Source organism: Pseudomonas sp. L-22-4S-12 (assembly GCF_009799935.1).
Classification (GTDB): Bacteria; Pseudomonadota; Gammaproteobacteria; order Pseudomonadales; family Pseudomonadaceae; genus Aquipseudomonas.
Genome location: NZ_WELL01000007.1, coordinates 15,132 through 36,159 on the forward strand (window position 1 = coordinate 15,132; position 21,028 = coordinate 36,159).

21 protein-coding genes are annotated in these 21,028 nt (G+C 67.0%); 13 read left to right on the forward strand and 8 right to left on the reverse strand.

The features are described 5' to 3' along the window. Positions 1–43: 43 nt before the first annotated feature. On the reverse strand, positions 44–988 hold the full coding sequence (locus F3I16_RS16415) for a MerR family transcriptional regulator (RefSeq protein WP_160494640.1): 945 nt from the start codon (positions 986–988) through the stop codon (positions 44–46). Positions 989–1,360: 372 nt separating this feature from the next. On the opposite strand from F3I16_RS16415, the gene folM reads away from it, so the two are divergent. The 6 genes from folM to F3I16_RS16445 all read left to right on the forward strand — a co-directional run bounded on the left by folM (position 1,361) and on the right by F3I16_RS16445 (position 4,579). Next, a complete protein-coding gene (gene folM / locus F3I16_RS16420; RefSeq protein ID WP_160494641.1) occupies positions 1,361–2,071 on the forward strand; it encodes a dihydromonapterin reductase in 711 nt (236 codons plus the stop codon). Between the two features lie 21 nt (positions 2,072–2,092). Further along, positions 2,093–2,650, forward strand: coding sequence for a GTP cyclohydrolase I FolE (folE, locus tag F3I16_RS16425; RefSeq protein ID WP_160494642.1), 558 nt, complete (start codon positions 2,093–2,095; stop codon positions 2,648–2,650). Continuing rightward, positions 2,651–3,022, forward strand: a complete 372-nt coding sequence (gene folX / locus F3I16_RS16430) for a dihydroneopterin triphosphate 2'-epimerase (RefSeq protein ID WP_160079081.1) — start codon at positions 2,651–2,653, stop codon at positions 3,020–3,022. Between the two features lie 94 nt (positions 3,023–3,116). Next, positions 3,117–3,407 (forward strand): DUF1244 domain-containing protein, encoded by a 291-nt coding sequence (locus F3I16_RS16435; protein WP_160494643.1) that lies wholly within the window; start codon positions 3,117–3,119, stop codon positions 3,405–3,407. Continuing rightward, positions 3,407–3,748 carry a HopJ type III effector protein gene (locus F3I16_RS16440; RefSeq protein WP_160494644.1) on the forward strand — a complete coding sequence of 114 codons (342 nt, stop codon included), beginning with the start codon at positions 3,407–3,409 and terminating at the stop codon, positions 3,746–3,748. The genes F3I16_RS16435 and F3I16_RS16440 overlap by 1 nt, the downstream gene beginning before the upstream one ends. A 243-nt stretch (positions 3,749–3,991) precedes the next feature. Next, the gene (locus tag F3I16_RS16445; protein ID WP_160494645.1) at positions 3,992–4,579 is read left to right on the forward strand and encodes a putative glycolipid-binding domain-containing protein; all 588 of its coding nucleotides are present in this window, start codon (positions 3,992–3,994) and stop codon (positions 4,577–4,579) included. A gap of 62 nt (positions 4,580–4,641) precedes the next feature. On the opposite strand, the gene trxB is transcribed toward F3I16_RS16445, so the two are convergent. Then, positions 4,642–5,607 (reverse strand): thioredoxin-disulfide reductase, encoded by a 966-nt coding sequence (trxB, locus tag F3I16_RS16450; RefSeq protein WP_160494646.1) that lies wholly within the window; start codon positions 5,605–5,607, stop codon positions 4,642–4,644. Between the two features lie 219 nt (positions 5,608–5,826). On the opposite strand from trxB, the gene F3I16_RS16455 reads away from it, so the two are divergent. From F3I16_RS16455 to F3I16_RS16465, 3 genes are read left to right on the forward strand one after another with little or no spacing between them, the layout of a single operon-like run. Beyond that, positions 5,827–7,791: a diguanylate cyclase domain-containing protein gene (locus tag F3I16_RS16455; protein ID WP_160494647.1), complete on the forward strand. Its 1,965-nt coding sequence runs from the start codon at positions 5,827–5,829 to the stop codon at positions 7,789–7,791. 42 nt (positions 7,792–7,833) lie between these two features. Further along, on the forward strand, positions 7,834–8,583 hold the full coding sequence (gene cysZ / locus F3I16_RS16460) for a sulfate transporter CysZ (protein WP_160494648.1): 750 nt from the start codon (positions 7,834–7,836) through the stop codon (positions 8,581–8,583). 21 nt (positions 8,584–8,604) lie between these two features. Further along, the gene (locus F3I16_RS16465) at positions 8,605–9,774 is read left to right on the forward strand and encodes a glycosyltransferase family 1 protein (RefSeq protein ID WP_160494649.1); all 1,170 of its coding nucleotides are present in this window, start codon (positions 8,605–8,607) and stop codon (positions 9,772–9,774) included. Between the two features lie 159 nt (positions 9,775–9,933). Here the strand turns inward: F3I16_RS16465 and F3I16_RS16470 are convergent, their stop codons facing one another. The 5 genes from F3I16_RS16470 to F3I16_RS16490 all read right to left on the reverse strand — a co-directional run bounded on the left by F3I16_RS16470 (position 9,934) and on the right by F3I16_RS16490 (position 13,963). After that, complete coding sequence (locus F3I16_RS16470; RefSeq protein ID WP_160494650.1) at positions 9,934–11,043, reverse strand: NADH:flavin oxidoreductase; 1,110 nt, start codon at positions 11,041–11,043, stop codon at positions 9,934–9,936. Positions 11,044–11,100: 57 nt separating this feature from the next. Then, positions 11,101–11,706 (reverse strand): TetR/AcrR family transcriptional regulator, encoded by a 606-nt coding sequence (locus F3I16_RS16475; RefSeq protein ID WP_160494651.1) that lies wholly within the window; start codon positions 11,704–11,706, stop codon positions 11,101–11,103. 278 nt (positions 11,707–11,984) lie between these two features. Then, complete coding sequence (locus tag F3I16_RS16480; RefSeq protein WP_160494652.1) at positions 11,985–12,722, reverse strand: nitroreductase family protein; 738 nt, start codon at positions 12,720–12,722, stop codon at positions 11,985–11,987. 123 nt (positions 12,723–12,845) lie between these two features. After that, on the reverse strand, positions 12,846–13,328 hold the full coding sequence (locus F3I16_RS16485; RefSeq protein ID WP_160490006.1) for a glutathione peroxidase: 483 nt from the start codon (positions 13,326–13,328) through the stop codon (positions 12,846–12,848). A gap of 149 nt (positions 13,329–13,477) precedes the next feature. After that, positions 13,478–13,963: a peptidylprolyl isomerase gene (locus F3I16_RS16490; RefSeq protein ID WP_160490005.1), complete on the reverse strand. Its 486-nt coding sequence runs from the start codon at positions 13,961–13,963 to the stop codon at positions 13,478–13,480. Here F3I16_RS16490 and F3I16_RS16495 point away from each other — a divergent pair. From F3I16_RS16495 to F3I16_RS16510, 4 genes are all read left to right on the forward strand, one after another. Beyond that, positions 13,932–14,285 carry a DUF3565 domain-containing protein gene (locus tag F3I16_RS16495; RefSeq protein ID WP_160494653.1) on the forward strand — a complete coding sequence of 118 codons (354 nt, stop codon included), beginning with the start codon at positions 13,932–13,934 and terminating at the stop codon, positions 14,283–14,285. The two genes, F3I16_RS16490 and F3I16_RS16495, sit on opposite strands and share 32 nt — an antisense overlap. A 2-nt stretch (positions 14,286–14,287) precedes the next feature. Next, a complete protein-coding gene (locus tag F3I16_RS16500; protein WP_160494654.1) occupies positions 14,288–15,475 on the forward strand; it encodes an acetate kinase in 1,188 nt (395 codons plus the stop codon). Between the two features lie 38 nt (positions 15,476–15,513). Beyond that, positions 15,514–17,601, forward strand: coding sequence for a phosphate acetyltransferase (gene pta, locus F3I16_RS16505; RefSeq protein ID WP_160494655.1), 2,088 nt, complete (start codon positions 15,514–15,516; stop codon positions 17,599–17,601). Between the two features lie 237 nt (positions 17,602–17,838). After that, entirely contained in the window at positions 17,839–18,750 is a 912-nt protein-coding gene (locus F3I16_RS16510) for an acyltransferase (protein WP_160494656.1), read from the forward strand. 57 nt (positions 18,751–18,807) lie between these two features. Here F3I16_RS16510 and F3I16_RS16515 read toward each other — a convergent pair whose 3' ends face one another. Beyond that, a complete protein-coding gene (locus tag F3I16_RS16515) occupies positions 18,808–20,943 on the reverse strand; it encodes a bifunctional diguanylate cyclase/phosphodiesterase (RefSeq protein ID WP_160494657.1) in 2,136 nt (711 codons plus the stop codon). Between the last annotated feature and the right edge of the window lie 85 nt (positions 20,944–21,028).

Here is a 21,028-nt window from a genome sequence, read left to right on the forward strand (position 1 = left end):
CTGTACAAGCAAGACCGCCTTGCGGCGGGAGAGAAGTGCCGGCTCAGGTATCCAGGTGGCCGGCGAGGAACTGCTGCAGACGTTGCTGCATCAGGCGCCCTTCATTGCCCAGGCAGGCAATCGGCGAGCCGCGGAGATCGTCCTCAATCAGGTCGGCGGCATCGCCGGCAAACAGCAGCGGACAGTGCAGCTCCAGCGCCAGGCGGGTGAGCTGCGCAGGCAGGGCATCGGCCGGCGGCTGGTTGGAGAACAGCACCAGCGCCTGCGGCTGGATCTTCTCGCAGACCAGGGCCAGCTCTTCCAGCGGCTGGCCCAGCGCCAGCACCTGCACGCCGACCTCGGCACTGCCGAGCAGCAGCCCGGCCACCAGCAGCTCCAGTTCGCGACAGTGCCCGGGCAGCGCGGCCAGCAGCACATCGCCGCGCCCCGTGGTCGCGAGCTGCAGGCGCTGCAGGGCGCGGGCCCGCAGGAAGGCATCGAGGAACAGCCACTCGCTGCTGCGCCCCACTTCATCGCGGTGCAGGAGCAATTCCTGCCAGACCGGCACGAAGATGTCCTGGAACACCACCAGCAGCGGGTAGGTGGAAAACACCTGGCCGTACAGGCGCTCCAGCTGGGCGCCGTCGAAGGCCGCCACGGCCGTGCGGATGCGCCCCTGCCACTCGCTCCACTCGCTGGAGGTGACTTCGACGTACACCGGCGCCGGCATCTTGATCGCGTTGCTGCGAGCGAGGATCTTGCCGACCTTGCTCACCGACACGCCACGCTCGATCCAGGCCAGGATGCTGCGCACCGACTCGATGTCCGCCGCCGAGTAGAGACGGTGCCCACTGTCGGTGCGGGTCGGCTGGATCAGCCCGTAGCGCCGCTCCCAGGCGCGCAGGGTGACCGGATGCACCCCGGTGACCCGCGACACTTCGCGGATGGGGAACAACTCTTCCTGTTTCAAGGAATCGGAGGCTGGAGGCGTGCTGGCGCATTCGGTCATGGAGTGGATCGCCGAAAAATGATGCCTGAGTGTACCCCAGGCAGTGCCCCGCCTTGAAATTCCGTGCCAGCCGGAGCACGCACCATCCGCCGCACAGCCCGGCTAGACGCGCCGCCGGGCCGCCCCAGGCGCAGCGCTCTACAAAACCTGTACATCAACCCGATATCTGTACATGATGAAATCTGGAAAGCCTGCTCAACAGAAGAATAATATCAATACAAAACAGTAAGTTATGCATCAACAAGGCGAACCGTCTTATTCCCACAAACAGCGCATGGTTGTACAAAGCACATCACTGGTATAAGTTTATCCAACATCAACGGTGCCCTTTGCCTACCCGGCCACCGCCCCACCTTCCGTATGCGAGGCGCCATGAGCGGTGCAACTGCCCCCATCCTGATCACCGGCGCCAGCCAGCGTGTCGGCCTGCACTGCGCCCTGCGCCTGCTCGACGCAGGCCAGCCGCTGATCGTCAGCTACCGCAGCGAGCGCGAGGGCGTGCGGCTACTGCGCGAGCGCGGTGCCATCACCCTGGCGGCCGATTTCGCCAGCGAGGCGGGCATCCTCGGCTTCATCGCCAGCCTGAAAGCACACACCGATTGCCTGCGCGCCATCGTGCACAACGCCTCCGACTGGGAGACCGAGACGCCCGGCAACGAGGCCCAGGTGTTCCAGCGCATGGTCAGCGTGCACATGCTCGCGCCCTACCTGATCAACCTGCACTGCGAGCCGCTGCTGCGCCGCAGCACGCCGGCCGACATCATCCATATCGGCGATGACGTGGTGCGTACCGGCAGCGCCAAGCGCCCGGCCTACTGCGCCAGCAAGGCCGGCCTGGACAGCCTGACCCTGTCGTTCGCCGCGCGCTTTGCCCCGGCGATCAAGGTCAACGGCATCGCCCCGGCCCTGATCCTGTTCAACCCAGGCGACGACGCGGCCTACCGCGCCAAGCGCCTGGCCGAATCCGCGCTGGGCATCGAGCCCGGCGCCGAGGTCATCTACCAGAGCCTGCGCTACCTGCTGGACAACCCCTACGTCACCGGCACCACGCTTGCCGTCAATGGCGGTCGCCACCTCGTCTGAGGGGCCCGCGAGGACCGATCAATGAATCCGCAACTGCCGCACCACTACCGTGAAATCCTCCTCGGCCTGGGTGAAAACCCCGAGCGCGAGGGCCTGCTGGACACGCCCAAGCGGGCGGCCAAGGCCATGCAGTACCTCTGCCACGGCTACCAGCAATCGCTGGAGGAAATCGTCAACGGCGCGCTGTTCGCCTCGGACAACGACGAGATGGTGATCGTCAAGGACATCGAGCTGTACTCGCTGTGCGAGCACCACCTGCTGCCCTTCATCGGCAAGGCGCATGTCGCCTACATCCCCACCGGCAAGGTGCTCGGTCTGTCCAAGGTGGCGCGCATCGTCGACATGTACGCCCGCCGCCTGCAGATCCAGGAGAACCTGACCAAGCAGATCGCCGACGCCATCCAGAGCGTCACCAACGCCGCCGGCGTGGCCGTGGTGATCGAGGCCAAGCACATGTGCATGATGATGCGCGGGGTGGAGAAGCAGAATTCGGTGATGAGCAGCTCGGTTATGCTGGGTGCCTTCCGCGAGTCGTGCAACACTCGCCATGAATTCCTGCAACTGATACGGAGCAAGTAAATGCCACGACTGGACCCCGGCATGGCGCGAATCCGCGTCAAGGATCTGCGCCTGCGTACCTTCATCGGCATCAAGGAAGAGGAAATCCTCAACAAGCAGGATGTGCTGATCAACCTGACCATCCTCTACCCGGCCCTGGAAGCGGTGCGTGACAACGACATCGACCACGCCCTGAACTACCGCACCATCACCAAGGCGGTGATCCGCCACGTCGAGGAAAACCGCTTCGCCCTGCTCGAGCGCCTGACCCAGGAACTGCTCGATCTGGTGATGAGCAACCCGGCCGTGCACTACGCCGAAGTGGAAGTCGACAAGCTGCACGCCCTGCGCTTCGCCGAGTCGGTGTCGATCACCCTCGCCGCCGAACGCTAAGCCCCAGCGCCCGCCACCGCTCTGGCGGCGGGCGTTGCCGGCCCTGCCCCGGCCTTCTATCATCTGCGCCTCCACCGTCGTCCGGGAGCCCGCCATGACCGACCAACAACGCCTCGAACTCGAAGCCGCCGCCTTCCGCCACCTGGTGCAGCACCTGCGCTCGCGCCCCGACGTGCAGAACATCGACCTGATGAACCTGGCCGGCTTCTGCCGCAACTGCCTGTCCAAATGGTACAAGGCCGCCGCCGACGACCTCGAAGTGGAAGTCAGCGTCGAGCAGGCCCGCGAAGAGATCTACGGCATGCCCTACGCCGAGTGGAAAGCCAAACACCAGAAAGAAGCCAGCGCCGAACAACAGGCCGCCTTCGCCAAGGGAAAACACTGATGAACCAGCTGCAAGACTTCCGCGCCCGCCTGCACAACGAGCAGTTCCTGTTTGCCGAGACCCTGGCCTTCATCGCCCAGCATTACGACTACCAGCCCAGCGCCTTTCGCAACGGCGGCGTGGAAAACGCCAGCGGGCAGAACGAAGGCTCGTGCAAGACCCTCGGCCTGGCGCTGCTCGAAGGCCTCAGCCTGGAAGAAACCCTGCGCGCCTTCGGCGAACACTACCGCGCCGTGCTGGCCAACCCCGACGGTGACGACCACGGCAACATCCGTGCCCTGCAGAACAGCGGCCTGAACGGCGTGCAGTTCGACCGGCAACCGCTCAGCCGCAAGGCCTGAGGCAGGCAAAGCCGCTGCACTGCCACGGTTCCGGCACCTGGAGCCGATCGGCGACCACGTGCCGATCCGCAGCGAAATGGCAGGCAAACCGCGCAGAAATTGGCGCAATTGTCAGCTTTGGCTGACAGACAAGCAGCGCCAAGCGCTCTATTCTGCACCCGACTGAACGCCGGGATGCCATCAGGAAGACGCCAGCATGAGGCCGGCGCGATGCCCCCGGACCTTGATCCGTGGAGTGCAAGGATGCAACAAAGCCTGGTCTGGAAACCCTGGAACCATCCGGGAGTCGAGCACCTCAACCTGGATATCGGCAGCGACGGCATCCATGCCAGCAGCCACCTGATGCAGAGTATCCGTGGCAGCAGCATTGCCGCCACCTATGTGCTCAAGTGCGACGAACGCTGGCGCTTTCGCCGCCTCTGGCTGAAGGTCGACAACCAGGGCCCGCGCAGCCTCAGCCTGCGCCGCGACATCCGCGGCAACTGGTTCCTCAACGACGAACTGCGCGAAGACCTCAGCCAGTGCCAGCAGGTGATGCTCTCCGCCTCGCCGTTCACCCACACCCCTGCCCTGCAGCGCTGCGCCCTGGAAACCGGGCAGAGCGAGCAGCTCGCCGTGGCCTATGTCGACCTGCTCAGCCTGCGCGTCGAGGCCCGCAGCCAGCGCTACCAGTGCCTGCGCCAGGGCGACGGGCAGACGCTGTACCGCAGCGAAGCCGAAGGCCATGCGCCCAGCGAGCTGCTGGTCGACCAGCACGCCCTGCTGATGAGCGCCAGCGCCGAATACCAGCGCATCAGCTCGCGCACCCTGCAGTTCAACACCCTGGTCTGAAGCGCCCGCGCCGCAGCATGAAAAAGCCCCGCCAAAGCGGGGCTTCTGATTCCGGACGCGCCTCAGAACTTGTTCAAAGTCTGCTGCGCGTCCAGGTAGCGCTCCACATCCAGCGCCGCCATGCAGCCGGCGCCGGCCGAGGTGATCGCCTGGCGGTAGACCGAGTCGGCCACATCGCCGGCGGCGAACACGCCGGGCACGCTGGTCGCGGTGGCGTTGCCGTCGCGCCCGCCGTTGACCACCAGGTAGCCGTCCTTCAGCGCCAACTGGCCCTCGAACAGCGCAGTGTTCGGGGTATGACCGATGGCGACGAACAGCCCGTCCACCGCCAGGTCCTCGCGCTGGCCGTCCTGGCGCTTGAGCCGCACCGCGTTCACCCCCATCGGGGTGCCCAGCACTTCCTCCACTTCGGCATTCAGCTTGAGCACGATCCGGCCCTCGGCCACCCGCGCCTGCAGCTTGTCTTGCAGGATCTTCTCGGCGCGGAAGGTCTCGCGCCGGTGCACCAGGGTCACCTTGCTGGCGATATTGGCCAGGTACAGCGCCTCCTCCACCGCCGTGTTGCCGCCGCCGACCACCGCCACCTCGCGGTTGCGGTAGAAGAAGCCGTCGCAGGTGGCGCAGGCGGACACGCCCTTGCCCATGAACGCCTCCTCGGACGGCAGGCCGAGATAGCGCGCGCTGGCACCAGTGGCGATGATCAGCGCATCGCAGCTGTAGGTGGCGCCGTCGCCGATCAGGGTGAAGGGCTTACCGGCCAGGTCCACGGCACGGATATGGTCGAAGACGATCTCGGTCTCGAAGCGCTCGGCATGCGCCTGCATGCGCTGCATCAGCGCCGGGCCGGTGAGGTCGTGGGGGTCGCCCGGCCAGTTGTCGACTTCGCTGGTGGTGGTCAACTGGCCGCCGGCCTGCATGCCGGTGATCAGCAGCGGCTTGAGGTTGGCGCGCGCGGCATACACGGCGGCGCTGTAACCGGCGGGGCCGGAACCCAGGATGATCACGCGGGAATGACGAATGGCGGACATGAGCGACTCCAGAAGAAAAAGGGGCAAGTCCAACACCTGGGGAAGGCTTGGGGAAACGGACGGCCCTGGCAAAGGGAACTGCCGGCAAGGCTACCCAGCGTGGCAGGGAGAAGACAGTGCCGTTTCTCAATCCCGCCGATAGCCAGCCGCTATGTGACGCCGGCCACACCGGCCGGGTTGCTATACTGGGCCCATTCCAGGCCCCTGCAGTAACTCCGCATGACCTTGCGCAAACGTCTGTTCTGGCTGTTCGTCCCCCTGCTTATGCTGGCCCTGGGCATCGCCTTCGTCCTCTCGCAGCAGCTCATCCTCAGCCGCTTCGATCGCCAGGACCATGCCCTGCTCAGCGCCGAGGCCGAACGCCTGCGCATCCAGCTCGACCACAGCCTCAAGCGCAACCTCGACCTGCTGCTGAGCTTCGCCCAGTGGGATGACAGCTACGACTTCATGCAGGGCCTGCACCCCGAATTCATGCGGCGCAACATGGACCCCGAAGCCCTGCGCCAGATGAATTTCGACTTCATGATCTACCTCGACCTGCAGGGCCGGGTCTACGCCGAGCAATGGCTGCCGCCCGACCTGCCCGACCTGCTGGTGCTCGGCCAGCAGCGGCCGGGCAACCACCAGGTGCTGCGTGACGGGATCATCCAGCTCAGCCAGCGCCTGCGCCAAAGCAGCGGGGTCGACACCATCAAGGGCCAGGTCGTCGTCGTGCAGGGCGTACCGGTGGTGCTGGCGATGGGACCGATCAGCAACAGCCAGGGCAGCATGCCGCCGCTGGGCAACCTGATCGCCGGGCACTTCATCGACGGCGAACGCGCCGAACAGATCCAGTCCGAGGTCAACGGTGCCCTGCGCCTGCTCCCGCCCGACGGCACCCAGACCGACTGGGTGCAACTTGCACCGGGCAACGGCAGCAGCCTCACCGAGATCCAGATCAGCCCGCGCCAGGTGCTCGACGGGCAGCGCCAGCAGATGTTCCTGCTGCTCGGCAACAGCCTCGGCGAACCCGAGCTGCTGCTGGAGCTGACCAAGGAGCGCCGCCTGTACCACGAAGGGCGCAAGGCCATCGGCATTTTCCTGGCCCTGAGCAGCACGGCCGGGTTGCTCGCCCTGCTGCTGATCTACCTGGGGCTGGACCACTGGATCCTGCGCCGGGTCTCGCGGATGAACCGGGAATTCGCCGCCATCGCCCCCAACTCCAGCACCCAGCGCCTGAGCGACAGCAACCATGACGAGATCGGCCAGCTGGCCCGCGAGGCCAATCGCATGCTCGAGCGCCTGGAGCAGAGCGAGACCCGCGACCGGCAGATCCTCGACACCATCCAGGACGGCTACTACGAGCTCGACCCGCAAGGCATCATCCTCGCCACCAACCGCGCCCTGTGCCAGATGCTCGGCTACCCGAGCCAGGAACTGCTGCAGCACTCCTTCGCCCAGCTGCTCACCCTCGAAGACAGCCAGCGCGCCCGGCAACTGTTCATCCAGGCCCGGGAAAGCGGCAAGAGCACCAGCTTCGCCGCGCCCTTCCGGCGCGGCAACGGCAGCCTGGGCTACTACGAAACGCGTTTCTCGCTGATGCGCGACAGCCAGGGCCAACTGACCGGCTACCGCGGCATCCTGATCGACATCAGCGACCAGGTGGCCTACCAGAACCAGCTGCTCGACATGGCCTACCGCGACCCGCTGACCGGCCTGGGCAATCGCAAGGCCTTCGCCGAACAGCTGAAGAGCGCCCTCGAACAGGCGCAACAGCAGCACGGCCGGCTGGCCCTGCTGTACCTCGACCTCGACCGCTTCAAGGAGGTCAACGACCGCTTCGGCCACGACGTCGGCGACGCCCTGCTGCAGAACATCGCCGAGCGCCTGCGCGGCGCCATGCGCCAGCCAGACCGGGTCTACCGCCTGGGCGGCGACGAGTTCACCCTGCTGCTGCAGGACGCCGGCGCCGAGATCGCGGAAAAACTCGCCGACCGCCTGCTCGCCGCCCTCGCCACGCCGGCCGAACTGAGCGGCCTGCGCATCGACTTTGTTACGCCGAGTATCGGCATCGCCCTGTTCCCCGACCATGCCGGGGACGCGGAAAGCCTGATCAAGGTGGCCGACAGCGCCATGTACGAGGCCAAGCGCACGCGCAACTGCGCCCACCTGCACCGGCCCCCGGCGCTTTCTTCGTCCTCGTAAAGCCGGTAAGGTCGGCGCGTTTGCCACCGACCGGAGCCCCCGATGCCCACTCCCGCCCTCTCTGGCCCGCACTACCTGGGTGAAGGCCTGAAACTGATCCTGAGCCCCGGCCTGCGCCTGTTCGTGCTGCTGCCGCTGGCGGTCAACCTGCTGCTGTTCGTCGGCCTGATCGTCCTCGCGATGCAGCAGTTCGGCGGCTGGGTCGACACATTCATGCCCAGCCTGCCGAGCTGGCTGAGCTTCCTCGAATACCTGATCTGGCCGCTGTTCGTGCTGCTGGTGCTGCTGATCATGTTCTTCAGCTTCACCATGCTGGCCAACATCATCGCCGCGCCCTTCAACGGTTTCCTCGCGGAAAAGGTCGAGGTGGTGCTGCGCGGGCGCGACGACTTCCCGCCCTTCAGCTGGGCCGAGTTGAGCGCCATGGTGCCGCGCACCATCGGCCGCGAACTACGCAAGCTGGCCTACTTCCTGCCCCGCGCCATCCCGCTGCTGATCCTCAGCTTCGTGCCGGTGCTCAACCTGATCGCCGCGCCGCTGTGGCTGCTGTTCGGCGTGTGGATGATGGCGGTGCAGTACATCGACTACCCCTGCGACAACAACAAGGTCAGCTGGGACGAAATGCTCGCCTGGCTGCGGGAGAAGCGCTGGCAATCGCTCGGCTTCGGCGGTGCGGTGTATGTGGCGCTGCTGATCCCCTTCGTCAACATCCTGGTGATGCCGGCGGCGGTGGCCGGTGCCACCCTGTTCTGGGTGCGCGAACGCCAGCCGAACGCTGTCACCAGCCGGTAACCGCGGCGTCATCTAGCCTACATGGCAGCGGTCGACACTGCTGCCATGACTGTCACCTCCCTGCATATCGCCCTGATCAGCGAGACCTTTCCGCCGGAAATCAACGGCGTGGCCAATACCCTCGGCCGCCTGTGCCAGGGCCTGCAACAGCGCGGCCACCGCCTGCAGCTGATCCGCCCGCGCCAGGCCGGCGACCTGCAACAGCAGAGCGACGACAGCCTGCTGCTGACCCGCGGCTGGCCCCTGCCCGGCTATACCGGCCTGCAATGGGGCCAGTCGTCGCTGCACAAGCTGCTGCGGCGCTGGCGGCGCAATCGCCCGGACGTGCTCTACGTCGCCACCGAAGGCCCGCTGGGCCTGTCCGCCATTCGCGCCGCACGGCGCCTGGGGATCCCGGTGGTCAGCGGTTTCCACACCAACTTCCAGCAGTACAGTGGCCACTACGGCCTGGGTCTGCTGACGCGCCTGCTGACCCACTACCTGCGCTGGTTCCACAACCGCACCCGCACCACCCTGGTGCCCAGCGCCAGCCAGCGGCTGGAGCTACAGCGCCGCGGCTTCCAGCGCCTGGAGCTGCTCGCCCGCGGGGTCGACAGCCAGCTGTTCCACCCGGCGCGGCGTTCGGCCGAACTGCGCAGCAGCTGGGGCCTGGGCGAGCAGGATCTTGCCGTGCTGCATGTCGGCCGCCTGGCCCCGGAGAAGAACCTGGCGCTGCTGCAACGCAGCTTCCGCGCCCTGCAGGCGAGCTACCCGCAACAACGCCTGCGCCTGGTGCTGGTCGGCGACGGCCCGCAGCGCGCGCAGCTGCAGGCGGCCCTGCCGGACGCCATCTTCTGCGGCCTGCAACGCGGCGAGGAACTGGCCGCGCACTATGCCAGCGGTGACCTGTTCCTCTTTCCCAGCCTCTCGGAAACCTTCGGCAACGTGGTGCTCGAAGCCCTCGCCTCGGGCCTTGCCGTGGTCGCCTACGACCAGGCCGCCGCCGCCCAGCACATCCGCCACGGGCACAGTGGCGCGCTGGCCATGCCCGGTGACGAACAGGCCTTTATCGAGGCGGCGCAGTGGCTGTTGGAAGACCGCGAAACCCTGCGCCGGGTACGCCTCAACGCCCGCCAGCACGCCGGCAAGCAGGGCTGGGCGGCAATCGTCGAGCAGTTCGAGACGCACCTGCTGCAGGCGCGACTTTCGTAGAAGCGGCTGCAGCCGCGATGCGTGCACGGCAAACGGCATCGCGGATAAATCCGCTCCCACAAAGCCCATGCCGCCAACCGCCAGACATAAAAAAGCCCCGGTGTGCCGGGGCTCGAAGGGTGCACCGGCAAGCCGGCGCACAGGGGTAAAACGGGCTGATCAGACCAGTTGCTTGAGGGCTTCGCGGCTGAACGGCAGGATGTCCTGCTCGCGGTTGTCGCGCACCTTGACCGCCCAATCCGGGTCGACCAGCAGGGCGCGGCCGACGGCCACCAGGTCGAACTCCTGCTTGTTCAGGCGCTCCAGCAGGTTTTCCAGGCTGGCCGGCTCGGCGACCTTGTCGGTGTTGACCATGAACTGCAGGAACTCGCCGTCCAGGCCGACGCTGCCCACGGTAATGGTCGGCTTGCCGGTCAGCTGGCGGGTCCAGCCGGCCAGGTTGAGGTCGGAACCTTCGAACTCCGGCTCCCAGAAGCGGCGGGTCGAGCAGTGGAAGATGTCCACGCCGGCATCACTCAGCGGCTTGAGGAAGGCAGCGAGTTCTTCCGGGGTCTGGACCAGGCGCGCGGTGTAGTCCTGCTGCTTCCACTGGGAGAAGCGGAAGATGATCGGGAAGTCCGGGCCCACGGCGGCGCGCACGGCCAGGATCAGTTCGATGGCGAAGCGCGAACGCTGGGCCAGGTCGCCACCGTATTCGTCGCTGCGCTGGTTGCTGCCGGCCCAGAAGAACTGGTCGATCAGGTAGCCGTGGGCGCCGTGGATTTCCACGCCGTCCATGCCGATGGCCTTGGCGTTGCGGGCGGCCTGGGCGAAGGCGGCGATGACTTCGTCGATGTCGGCCTTGGTCATGCCGTGCACCACCACGTTGCCGTCCTTGACCTTCTCGCTCGGGCCGTAGCCCGGCACGCTGGCGTCCGGCTCGGTGCCCAGCTTGCGCACGTTACCCACGTGCCACAGCTGCGGGACGATCTTGCCGCCTTCGGCGTGCACCGCGTCGACCACCTGCTTCCAGCCGGCCAGGGCGTCGGCACCAAAGAAGCGCGGCACGTGCGGGTAACCGTTGGCGGCCTTGTGGCCGACGGTGGTGCCCTCGGTGACGATCAGGCCGACACCGGCTGCGGCGCGGCGACGGTAGTACTCGACCACCTGGGCATTGGGCACGCCGCCCGGGGAGAAGGAACGGGTCATCGGTGCCATGACCACGCGGGTCGGCAATTCCAGGTTGCCCAGGCGGAACGGTTGGAACAGGGCTTGTACGGGGGCGGTCATGGGGGCTCCTCAAGCCGGTCGGTCGACCGGTCGTCTCGTTAATCGGGTTTTAAAAAATCAGGGCTGCAGCAGCAGCTCCAGGCGGGTGATGAAGGCATCCAGGGCTTGCGTGCTGCGACCGACCTTGAGGCGTGCCAGCACACCCTGCCAGGCGTTGGCGATAAAGCTGGCGAGGTTGGCGCAGTCTTCTTCGGCATGCAGCTCGCCGGCCTGGCGGGCCTGTTCCAGGCAGCGCTGGAGGATGTCCACCGAGGCCTGCTGAATCGCTTCGACCTGCGCGCCGATGGCCGGCAGCAGCTCGCTCATCTCGAAACTCAGGCTGCCGATGAAGCAGTGGTACTCGGCTTTTTCCTGGCGCAGGAAGTGCGCCTGCAGCTCGCGGTAGTAGGCCAGGATGCGCGCGCGCGGGCTCAGCGCCGGATTGGCCAGGGCCTCGGCATAACGCTGCAGGCGCGGCTGGTAGACGAACTCCAGGGCCTGCAGGGCGAAGTCTTCCTTGCTGGCGAAGTAGTGGTAGAAGGAGCCCTTGGGGATGCCGGCGGCCTGGACGATCTCCTGCACCCCGGTGCCGTGGTAGCCGCGGCGGGTCATTACCGCCGAGCCCTTGGCCAGGATCAGGTCACGCTTGTCGAATCGAATGCTGGTGTTCATGGCGGCGAGCATATGACCGGTCGTCTCGCTTCGCCCAGCACTATTGATTTTGGTGATTTAGTCCCAGAAGCCGGCAGCGTTCTGATCGCCGCGCCGGCGAGGAACGGCCGGTGGATAAGCCGAGCGTTATCCACCCGGCCTGATCCTGTAGGAGCCAGCTTGCTGGCGATACGCAGACCGCGTCCCGCTGATCGCCAGCAAGCTGGCTCCTACAAAAGTTTGCGCTGAATACCAGTATCTACCCAGCCTGCAACCTTTACGCTGGTTGGATTTCCACCACCTGGCCGCGCTTAGAGCCAGGTGACCTGCTGCTCCAGAGGAAAACGCAGACGCGGGTTGTACACGCCCTTCTCGCCTTGCCGGCCCACGGCCAGCAGCATGATCGGCAACGCCTGGCGCGGGATGTCCAGCACCTTGCGCAGGCGCACCTCGTCGAAGCCTTCCATCGGGCAGGTGGCGTAGCCGTGGCTCTGGAAGGCCAGCATCAGGTTCTCGGCGGCCAGCGCGGTGGATTTCACCGCCCAGATGCGCATCTGCGCCCGGCTGTTGGGCGTGCGCATCAGCGGCTTGCGCAGCGCCAGCAGGCGTACCAGCTGGCGTTTGCACAGGCCGAGCAGACCCAGCGGGCCCTGGTTGTACTGGAACGGCGCGGTCTTGGCGTAGAAGTGGCGGATGCGCGCCGGCACCTCGGGTTCGGGCCAGTAGTCGACGATGTTCCGGCAGGCCTGGCGCCAGGTATCCGGACGCGCCAGCACGGCGATGAGCAGCGGCGCTTTGGCCGCGTTCTGGCTCATGCACACCGGGTGCAGGCGCGCCAGCAGCGCCGGATCGCGGATCACCTGGAAGCTCCAGGGCTGCAGGTTGCAGGAGTTGGGCGCGAGCACGGCCAGCTCCAGACAGTCACGGATCACCGCCTCCGGCACCGCCTCGTCGGTGAAGCGGCGCACCGCGCGGCGGCTCTCGATCAGCGCGCGCAAGGCCGCCGGCGAGGCATGGGCCACGGCATCATCCTGGGGAAAACTGGTCATCGCGGGGCTCCTCGGCAAGTCAGCCGATTAAGCAGCGCGGCGAATCCGCTCGACAAGCCATGCAGGTGAAACAGCCGGAGCATTGGCGCATTTGCCCGCTATTGGGCAAATGCGTCCGGGTCATCAACCCAGGGCTTTCTCGATGGCCTGAAGCAGAGCCGGATCATCCGGCGTGGTGCGCGGGGAGAAACGCGCCAGCACGCGACCGTCGCGGCCGACCAGGAACTTCTCGAAGTTCCAGGTGATGTCGCCGGGGAACTCGGCGCCCTCACCCGCCAGCAGGCGGTACAGCGGGTGACGGCCGGGGCCGTTGACCTCCAGCTTGCTGCCCAGGGGAAAGGTCACCCCGTAGTTGTGGCTGCAGAACTCGCGGATTTCCTCTTCCGTGCCCGGCTCCTGGCCGGCGAACTGGTTGCACGGCAGGCCCAGTACGGTGAAGCCGCGCGCGTGGTAGTCCTGGTGCAGTTTTTCCAGGGCGGCGTACTGCGGAGTCAGGCCGCACTTGGAGGCCACGTTGACCACCAGCACCAGTTGACCCTTGTAGGGCGCCAATGGCAGATCCTGGCCATCCAGCGCACGCAGATTCAGGTCGTGAAATGCACTCATGACTAACTCCTTGAGTATGCAAACAATTCTGCGCAGGGGACAAAAAAGGCGCCCGTAGGCGCCTTTTCGGTTCACTCAGCTTAGCAGCCAGGATCGCCCGCGGAACGACCATAAGTCGTTTTGCCCGGCGCCCCCCATCAGGCCACCTATTAGTGGTGATGACCACCTTCGCCGTGGATATGACCATGGGCCAGTTCCTCGGCCAGGGCCTCGCGCACGCTGACCACCTTGACCTGGAAGTGCAGGCGCTGGCCGGCCAGCGGGTGGTTGCCGTCGACGATCACGTCGTCGCCGTCGAGGTCACGGATGGTGACGATCTGCATGCCGCCGTCCGGGCCGGAGGCATGGAACTGCATACCCACTTCCAGCTCGTCGACGCCTTCGAACATGCTGCGGTTGAGGGTGGCAACCAGCTCGGCGCTGTATTCGCCGTAGGCATCCACCGGCTCGATGGCCACGGTCAGCTCGTCGCCAGCCTGCTTGCCTTCGAGGGCCTTTTCCAGGCCGACGATGATGTTGCCGGCACCGTGCAGGTACGCCAGCGGCGCGCCACCGGCGGAGCTGTCGATCACCTCACCGGCATCGTTGGTCAGGGTATAGTCGATGGAGACTGCCTTGTTGGCGGCGATCAGCATGAGGTGGGACCTTTTGCAAAAGATTGAAGAACGCGCGAGTTTACCTGCGGCCTTGCCCGAAAGCGACCGGCCGCCGGACAAACGGGGCGCCCCACTCAGCCGGCTGGTGGGTTTTCGCCAGGACGAACAGGGCCACTGGGTGGCCGTGCTGTCCTGCGGGCATACTCAGCACCTGCACCACCTGCCGCCCTGGCAGAATCGCCCCTGGGTCGTCGATGCCGAGCAGCGCCGGCGCCAGCTCGGCCAACCCTTCGCCTGCGGCTGGTGCGCCGCGGCACAGACGGACAGCACAGTCCCGGTGCAGACACCGGATAAGGAATAGACATGCCGGCACGCAACATTCTGGTGATCAACTGCGGCAGCTCGTCGATCAAGTTCGCCCTGGTCAACGAGGCCCGCGAGGCCTTTATCCTCAGCGGTCTGGCCGAACGCCTGGGCACGGCCGAGGCGGTGCTGCACTGGCAAGGCGACGCCGGCCAGGACAGCCGGCCACTGCCCGGCGGCGACCACCGCGCCGCCCTCGCCCTGCTGCTGCCGCTGGTGCAGGAGGCCGCCGGCGGTACCCTGCACGGCATCGGCCACCGCGTGGTCCACGGCGGCGAGCAGTTCACCGCCGCGCGCCGGCTGGAGCCCGAGGTAATCGCCGCGATCCGCGCCATCGCGCCCCTGGCGCCGCTGCACAACCCGGCCAGCCTGCACGGTATCGAGGCGGCGCTGAGCCTGCACCCGCAGCTGCCGCAGGTGGCGGTGTTCGACACCGCCTTCCACCAGAGCCTGCCGGAACACGCCTACCGCTACGCCGTACCGGACAGCCTCTATCGCCAGCACGGCGTGCGCCGCTACGGCTTCCACGGCACCAGCCACCGCTATGTCAGCCAGCGCGCGGCGCAGATGAGCGAACTGGCCGTGGGTGCCAGCAGCTGGCTGTCGGCGCACCTGGGCAACGGCTGCTCGACCTGCGCCATAGTCGCTGGCCAGAGCCGCGACACCAGCATGGGCCTGACCCCGCTGGAAGGCCTGATGATGGGCACCCGCAGCGGCGACGTCGACCCCAACCTGCACGGCCACCTGGCGCGCACCCTGGGCTGGAGCCTGGAGCGCATCGACCAGTTGCTGAACAAGGAAAGCGGCCTGCTCGGCCTGTCCGGCCTGTCCAACGACATGCGCAGCCTGGAGCAGGCGCGCGCCCAGGGCCATGCCGGCGCAACCCTAGCCATCGAGGTGTTCTGCTACCGCCTGGCCAAGTCCCTGGCCGCCATGAGCTGCGCCCTGCCGCGCCTGGACGGGCTGATATTCACCGGCGGCATCGGCGAGAACTCGCCATTGATCCGCAGCAAGACGGTGGCGCACCTGAAGCTGTTCAATCTCGCCCTCGACGAAACGGCCAATGCCGCCTGCATCCGTGGCGCCACCGGGGCGATCCACGGCCCGGGCAGCCCGCGGGTGCTGGTGGTGCCGACCAACGAGGAGCGGCAGATCGCCCTCGACACCCTGGCCCTGCTCAATCCCTGATCCCTGTCGCGCCACAGTTCGCCGCACCTGGAGAGAACATGCATACCTTCTTCATCGCCCCCACCGGCTTCGGTGTCGGCCTCACCTCCATCAGCCTCGGCCTGGTCCGCGCCCTGGAACGCGCCGGGCTGAAGGTCGGCTTCTGCAAGCCGATCGCCCAGCCGCACCCGGGCGACGACGGCCCGGAGCGCTCCACCGAGCTGATCGCCCGCACCCTCGGCCTCAGGCCGCCCAAGCCGCTGGAGCTGGCACGGGTCGAGCACATGCTCGGCGACGGCCAGCTGGACGAGCTGCTGGAGGAAATCATCAGCCTCCACCAGCAGGCGGCCGCCGGCATGGACGTGCTGATCGTCGAAGGCATGGTGCCGACCCGCCACGCCAGCTACGCGGCGCGGGTCAACGTGCACCTGGCCAAGAGCCTGGACGCCGAGATCATCCTGGTCTCGGCGCCGGAAGGCGACTCGGTGCAGGAAATGATCGAGCTGTCCGATCGCATCGAGATCCAGGCCCAGCTGTTCGGCGGGCCGCAGGAGCCGAAAGTACTCGGCACCATCCTCAACAAGGTGCCCAGCGCTGATTTCGCCGCGCGCCTGGCCGAGCACTCGACGCTGCTGAAGAGCGAGACCTTCCGCCTGCTCGGCTGCATCCCCTGGCAGGAGGAACTGAACGCCGCACGCACCCGCGACATCGCCGAACTGCTCGGCGCGCGGGTGATCAACGCCGGCGACTACGAGCAGCGCCGGGTGGCGAAGATCGTGCTGTGCGCGCGCGCCGTGCCCAACACCGTGCAGCTGCTCAAGCCGGGCGTGCTGGTGGTGACCCCCGGCGACCGCGACGACATCATCCTCGCCGCCAGCCTGGCCGCAATGAACGGCGTGCCGCTGGCCGGCCTGCTGCTGTGCAGCGACTTCGCGCCGGACCCGCGGATCATGGAGCTGTGCCGCGGCGCCCTGGACAGCGGCCTGCCGGTACTCAGCGTGAGCACCGGCTCCTACGACACGGCGACCAACCTCAACCGGCTGAACAAGGAAATCCCCATCGACGACCGCGAGCGGGCGGAGATGGTCACCGAGTTCGTCGCCAGCCATATCGACCACGAGTGGCTCAAGCAGCGCTGCGGCAACCCGCGCGAGCCGCGCCTGTCGCCGCCGGCGTTCCGCTATCAGCTGATGCGCCGCGCCCAGGCGGCGAACAAGCGCATCGTCCTGCCCGAAGGCAGCGAGCCGCGCACCGTGCAGGCCGCCGCCATCTGCCAGGCCCGCGGCATCGCCCGCTGCGTGCTGCTGGCCAAGCCGGAAGCGGTGCGTGCGGTGGCCAAGGCCCAGGGCATCGAGCTGCCGCCGGGCCTGGAGATCCTCGATCCGGACCTGATCCGCGAACGCTATGTCGGGCCGATGGTCGAGCTGCGCAAGGGCAAGGGCCTCAACGCGCCGATGGCCAGCGCCCAGCTGGAAGACACGGTGGTGATGGGCACCATGATGCTGGCCCTGGACGAGGTCGACGGCCTGGTCTCGGGCGCCATCCACACCACCGCCAACACCATTCGCCCGGCCCTGCAGCTGATCAAGACCGCGCCCGGCTACAACCTGGTGTCCTCGGTGTTCTTCATGCTCCTGCCGGACCAGGTGCTGGTCTACGGCGACTGCGCGGTGAACCCCGACCCGACGGCCGCCGAACTGGCCGAGATCGCCCTGCAGAGCGCCGCCTCCGCCGAGGCCTTCGGCGTGCCGGCGCGGGTGGCGATGATCAGCTATTCCACCGGCGATTCCGGCAGCGGCGCCGAGGTGGAAAAGGTCCGCGAGGCCACCCGCCTGGCCCACGCACAGAACCCGCAGCTGCTGATCGACGGCCCGCTGCAGTACGACGCCGCCGCCATCGCCAGCGTCGGCCGGCAGAAGGCGCCGGACAGCCCGGTGGCCGGGCGCGCCACGGTGTTCATCTTCCCCGACCTGAACACCGGCAACACCACCTACAAGGCGGTGCAGCGCAGCGCCGACTGCGTCAGCGTGGGGCCGATGCTGCAGGGCCTGCGCAAGCCGGTAAACGACCTGTCGCGCGGCGCCCTGGTCGACGACATCGTCTACACCATCGCCCTCACCGCGATCCAGGCCGCGGCCAGGGGCTGAAGCCGCCACCCGCACCGCGGCGCCATGCCGCGGTGCGGGTCTGCGCTGGCGCGCTTGCGCTAGAATTCGCCGGCCAAGCCGCATGGAAACCGGACCAGACGGTCAGGCCCAGCACTTGCCGTTCAGTGCACAAGCGTTAACCTTGGCAGCCGACCGCCTCGTGCAAGGGAACTGCCGCAGGTACCTCGACCGATCCGGGACCCCAGAATGTCCCCCTGCCAGGAGGCTTTTGCCCCCATGCTGCATTTCCTGCCGGCGCCCTTGCGTGGCGTCATTGCCGGCCTGCTACTGGCCCTAAATACCCTGATCTGCTGCTGGCCGCTGTTCGCCGTGGCCCTGCTCAAGCTGCTTCTGCCGGTGCCGGCGATCCAGCGCGGCCTGCGCTTCGTCATGCACGGCATCGCCGAGTTCTGGATCGGGGTGAACAAGTTCTGGATGAACCTGGTGTGCCGCACCCGCTGGGATGTCGCCGGCGACCAGGGCTTCGACAACCAGCACTCTTATCTGGTTACCAGCAACCACCAGAGCTGGGTCGACATCCTGGTGCTGCAGTACCAACTCAACCGACGCATGCCGCTGCTGAAGTTCTTCCTCAAGCAGGAGCTGATCTGGGTGCCGGTGATCGGCCTGTGCTGGTGGGCGCTGGAGTTCCCCTTCATGAAGCGCTACTCCAAGGCCTACCTGGCCAAGCACCCGGAAAAGCTCGGCCAGGACCTGGCCACCACGCGCAAGGCCTGCGCGCGCTACAAGAGCAACCCGGTGTCGGTGTTCAACTTCCTCGAAGGCACCCGCTTCACCCAGGCCAAGCACGACCAGCAGGACTCGCCGTTCCAGCACCTGCTCAAGCCCAAGGCCGGCGGCATCGCCTTCGTCCTGGACGCCATGGGCGAGCAGCTGCACTCGATCATCAACGTCACCCTGCACTACCCCGGCGGCAACCCGGGCTTCTGGGACCTGCTCTGCGGGCGTCTGGACGAGGTGGTGGTGCGTTTCGAGGAGCTGGCGATCCCCGCCGAGTTCATCGGCCAGAACTACGACCAGGACGAAGGCTACCGCCTGGCCTTCCAGCAGTGGGTCAACCAGCTGTGGCAGGCCAAGGATGCCGAACTGCAGCGACTGCACCAGGAGTTTCTCGGCCGCCGCCGCTAGTCGGGGCGGTTCTAACCCGGGCTCGGCAACGCCGCGGGCGGTTCAGCCAGCGGCCGCTCAGGCCTCGGGCGCCCAGCTAGCCCAGTCGAGCCGCGGCGGGAAGCTCCCGGCCTTGTCCACCGCCAGCCCCGGCGCCACCAGGAAGCCCTGCATGGTGGTGCAGCGATGGGCGATCAGCCAGTCGCGCTGGGCGATGGTTTCCACCCCCTCGGCGATCACCTCCAGGCCCAGGTGATGGCCCAGGTCGATGATGGTGCTGACGATCGCCGCGTCCTTCGGTGAGTCGAGCATGTTGGCGATGAACAGGCGGTCGATCTTCAGCGTATCCAGCTCGAAGTGGCGCAGATAGGCCAGCGACGAATAGCCGGTGCCGAAGTCGTCGATGGCGATGCGCACCCCCAGCTCGCGCAGTTGCCGCAACTGCTCGCGGGTGGTGTCGAGGTCCTGCATCAGCGCGCTCTCGGTGACTTCCACTTCCAGCTGCGATGCCTTGAGCTGATGCACTTCCAGCACCCGGCGCAGGTCGCTGACCAGGTGCGGCATGCTGAACTGCACCGGGCTGACGTTGAGGCTGAGCAGCAGCCCTTCGCCGAACGCCTGGCGCCAGGCCCGGCATTGCTGGATACCGCTCTGGAAGATCCAGTCGCCCAGACGATTGATCAGCCGGGTTTCCTCCAGCAAGGGGATGAACACCCCGGGCGAGATGGTGCCCGCCACCCGGTGCTGCCAGCGCAGCAAGGCCTCGAAGCCGCGCAGGCGGCCGCTGGCCAGGTCGATCTGCGGCTGGTAGACGAGGACGAAATCATCCTGCTCGATGGCCGTGCGCAGGCTTTCCTCGAGCATCAGCCGCGAACGCGCGCGGCCGTTCATTTCCGGGGAGAAGAAGCGGTACTGCTGGCGACCGGCGCGCTTGGCCTCGTACATGGCCATGTCGGCCGCACGCAGCAGGCCATCCACGCTCTGCCCGCATTCGGGGAAGCAGGCGATGCCGATGCTGGCGCCGAGGGTGAACTCCAGGCCGTCGATGGTGTGCCGCACGGACACCAGCTCGATCAGCTTCTCCGCCACCCGCGCCGCATCCTCCGGATGATCCAGCGAGTCGAGCAGCGCGGTGAACTCGTCGCCGCCCATGCGCGCGAGGATGTCGTAGGGGCGCAGGCAGGTCTTCAGCTGTTCGGCCACGCGGCGCAGGATCTGGTCGCCGGCGGCATGACCGAGGGAATCGTTGACCCGCTTGAAGCCGTCCAGGTCGAGATACAGCACGGCCATGCGCTTGCCGCTGCGATCGATGCGTGACAGCGCCGCCTCCAGCGCCTGGTTGAAGCCGCGGCGGTTGTACAGGCCGGTCAGGGCATCGGTGATCGCCTGGGATTCGAGCTGGGCGTGCAGGTCGCTGACCACCGACATGTCCAGGGCGATCAGCACCATGGCGTTCTGGTACTGCGGCAGTGGCGAGCAGGACAGCGCCACCGGCAGGAAGCCGCCGCTGAAGGTGTTGAGCACCGCATCGTGCAGGCGGTAGGTCTGCCCGGCGCGCCATTGCCGGTAGAACTCGGAGGCCTGCCAGTCGTCCGGCATGCTCGGCGTCTTCAGGTAGGACAACAGCTGGGTGCCCTGCAGATCGTCCACTTCGCCGTGCAGCATGCGCGCCATGGCCGGGTTGGCGAAGCTGATCAGGCCGTCCCGGTCCAGCACCAGGATGCCCTCCGAGGCATTCTCCAGCACCGAGGCATTGAAGGCCCGCGCGCTGTCCAGCTGCTGGCTGAGCATGAGCAGCTCGTGGCGATGGCGCTCGTGCTCCAGCAGCGCGCCGATCTTGTGCTTGAGCACCTTGGGGTCGAAGGGCTTGAGGATGAAATCCACCGCGCCGATGGCATAGCCATGCAGCACCGAGTCCTCGGTGTGGGCGATGGCCGAGAGAAAGATGATCGGCGTGTGCCGGGTGTGCGGGCTGCCGCGCATCAGGCGGGCGACCTCGAAGCCGTCCATCTTCGGCATCTGCACATCGAGCAGGACCAGGCCGACGGCCTCGCTGATCATGCACTGCAGGGCCGCCTCGCCGGAATTGACCGTGCGCACGTCCCATTCACCATCGCCGAGCAGGGCCTCCATCGCCACCAGGTTTTCCTCGCGGTCGTCGACCACCAGCAGCACCTGTTGCTCCACCGGCGCATCAACCTGCATCTGGGTCATGCTGCCCTCCCTCTGGCGTCAGCCGGCGCCACTCCAGATGATCGCCCGCGGCCCTGGCGGCCCCAGGCAACGAAGACAGCACCGG

Excerpts from the sequence above, each read along its gene's own strand:
- cysZ (WP_160494648.1), top strand. The coding sequence starts at position 7,834 with ATGCCCACTCCCGCCCTCTCTGGCCCGCACTACCTGGGTGAAGGCCTG.
- folX (WP_160079081.1), top strand. The coding sequence starts at position 2,651 with ATGCCACGACTGGACCCCGGCATGGCGCGAATCCGCGTCAAGGATCTG.
- F3I16_RS16490 (WP_160490005.1), bottom strand. The coding sequence starts at position 13,963 with ATGCTGATCGCCGCCAACAAGGCAGTCTCCATCGACTATACCCTGACC.
- folE (WP_160494642.1), top strand. The coding sequence starts at position 2,093 with ATGAATCCGCAACTGCCGCACCACTACCGTGAAATCCTCCTCGGCCTG.
- F3I16_RS16435 (WP_160494643.1), top strand. The coding sequence starts at position 3,117 with ATGACCGACCAACAACGCCTCGAACTCGAAGCCGCCGCCTTCCGCCAC.
- pta (WP_160494655.1), top strand. The coding sequence starts at position 15,514 with ATGCATACCTTCTTCATCGCCCCCACCGGCTTCGGTGTCGGCCTCACC.
- F3I16_RS16515 (WP_160494657.1), bottom strand. The coding sequence starts at position 20,943 with ATGACCCAGATGCAGGTTGATGCGCCGGTGGAGCAACAGGTGCTGCTG.
- trxB (WP_160494646.1), bottom strand. The coding sequence starts at position 5,607 with ATGTCCGCCATTCGTCATTCCCGCGTGATCATCCTGGGTTCCGGCCCC.
- folM (WP_160494641.1), top strand. The coding sequence starts at position 1,361 with ATGAGCGGTGCAACTGCCCCCATCCTGATCACCGGCGCCAGCCAGCGT.
- F3I16_RS16415 (WP_160494640.1), bottom strand. The coding sequence starts at position 988 with ATGACCGAATGCGCCAGCACGCCTCCAGCCTCCGATTCCTTGAAACAG.
- F3I16_RS16440 (WP_160494644.1), top strand. The coding sequence starts at position 3,407 with ATGAACCAGCTGCAAGACTTCCGCGCCCGCCTGCACAACGAGCAGTTC.
- F3I16_RS16480 (WP_160494652.1), bottom strand. The coding sequence starts at position 12,722 with ATGACCAGTTTTCCCCAGGATGATGCCGTGGCCCATGCCTCGCCGGCG.
- F3I16_RS16485 (WP_160490006.1), bottom strand. The coding sequence starts at position 13,328 with ATGAGTGCATTTCACGACCTGAATCTGCGTGCGCTGGATGGCCAGGAT.
- F3I16_RS16470 (WP_160494650.1), bottom strand. The coding sequence starts at position 11,043 with ATGACCGCCCCCGTACAAGCCCTGTTCCAACCGTTCCGCCTGGGCAAC.
- F3I16_RS16445 (WP_160494645.1), top strand. The coding sequence starts at position 3,992 with ATGCAACAAAGCCTGGTCTGGAAACCCTGGAACCATCCGGGAGTCGAG.
- F3I16_RS16475 (WP_160494651.1), bottom strand. The coding sequence starts at position 11,706 with ATGCTCGCCGCCATGAACACCAGCATTCGATTCGACAAGCGTGACCTG.
- F3I16_RS16500 (WP_160494654.1), top strand. The coding sequence starts at position 14,288 with ATGCCGGCACGCAACATTCTGGTGATCAACTGCGGCAGCTCGTCGATC.
- F3I16_RS16510 (WP_160494656.1), top strand. The coding sequence starts at position 17,839 with ATGCTGCATTTCCTGCCGGCGCCCTTGCGTGGCGTCATTGCCGGCCTG.
- F3I16_RS16465 (WP_160494649.1), top strand. The coding sequence starts at position 8,605 with ATGGCAGCGGTCGACACTGCTGCCATGACTGTCACCTCCCTGCATATC.
- F3I16_RS16495 (WP_160494653.1), top strand. The coding sequence starts at position 13,932 with ATGGAGACTGCCTTGTTGGCGGCGATCAGCATGAGGTGGGACCTTTTG.
- F3I16_RS16455 (WP_160494647.1), top strand. The coding sequence starts at position 5,827 with ATGACCTTGCGCAAACGTCTGTTCTGGCTGTTCGTCCCCCTGCTTATG.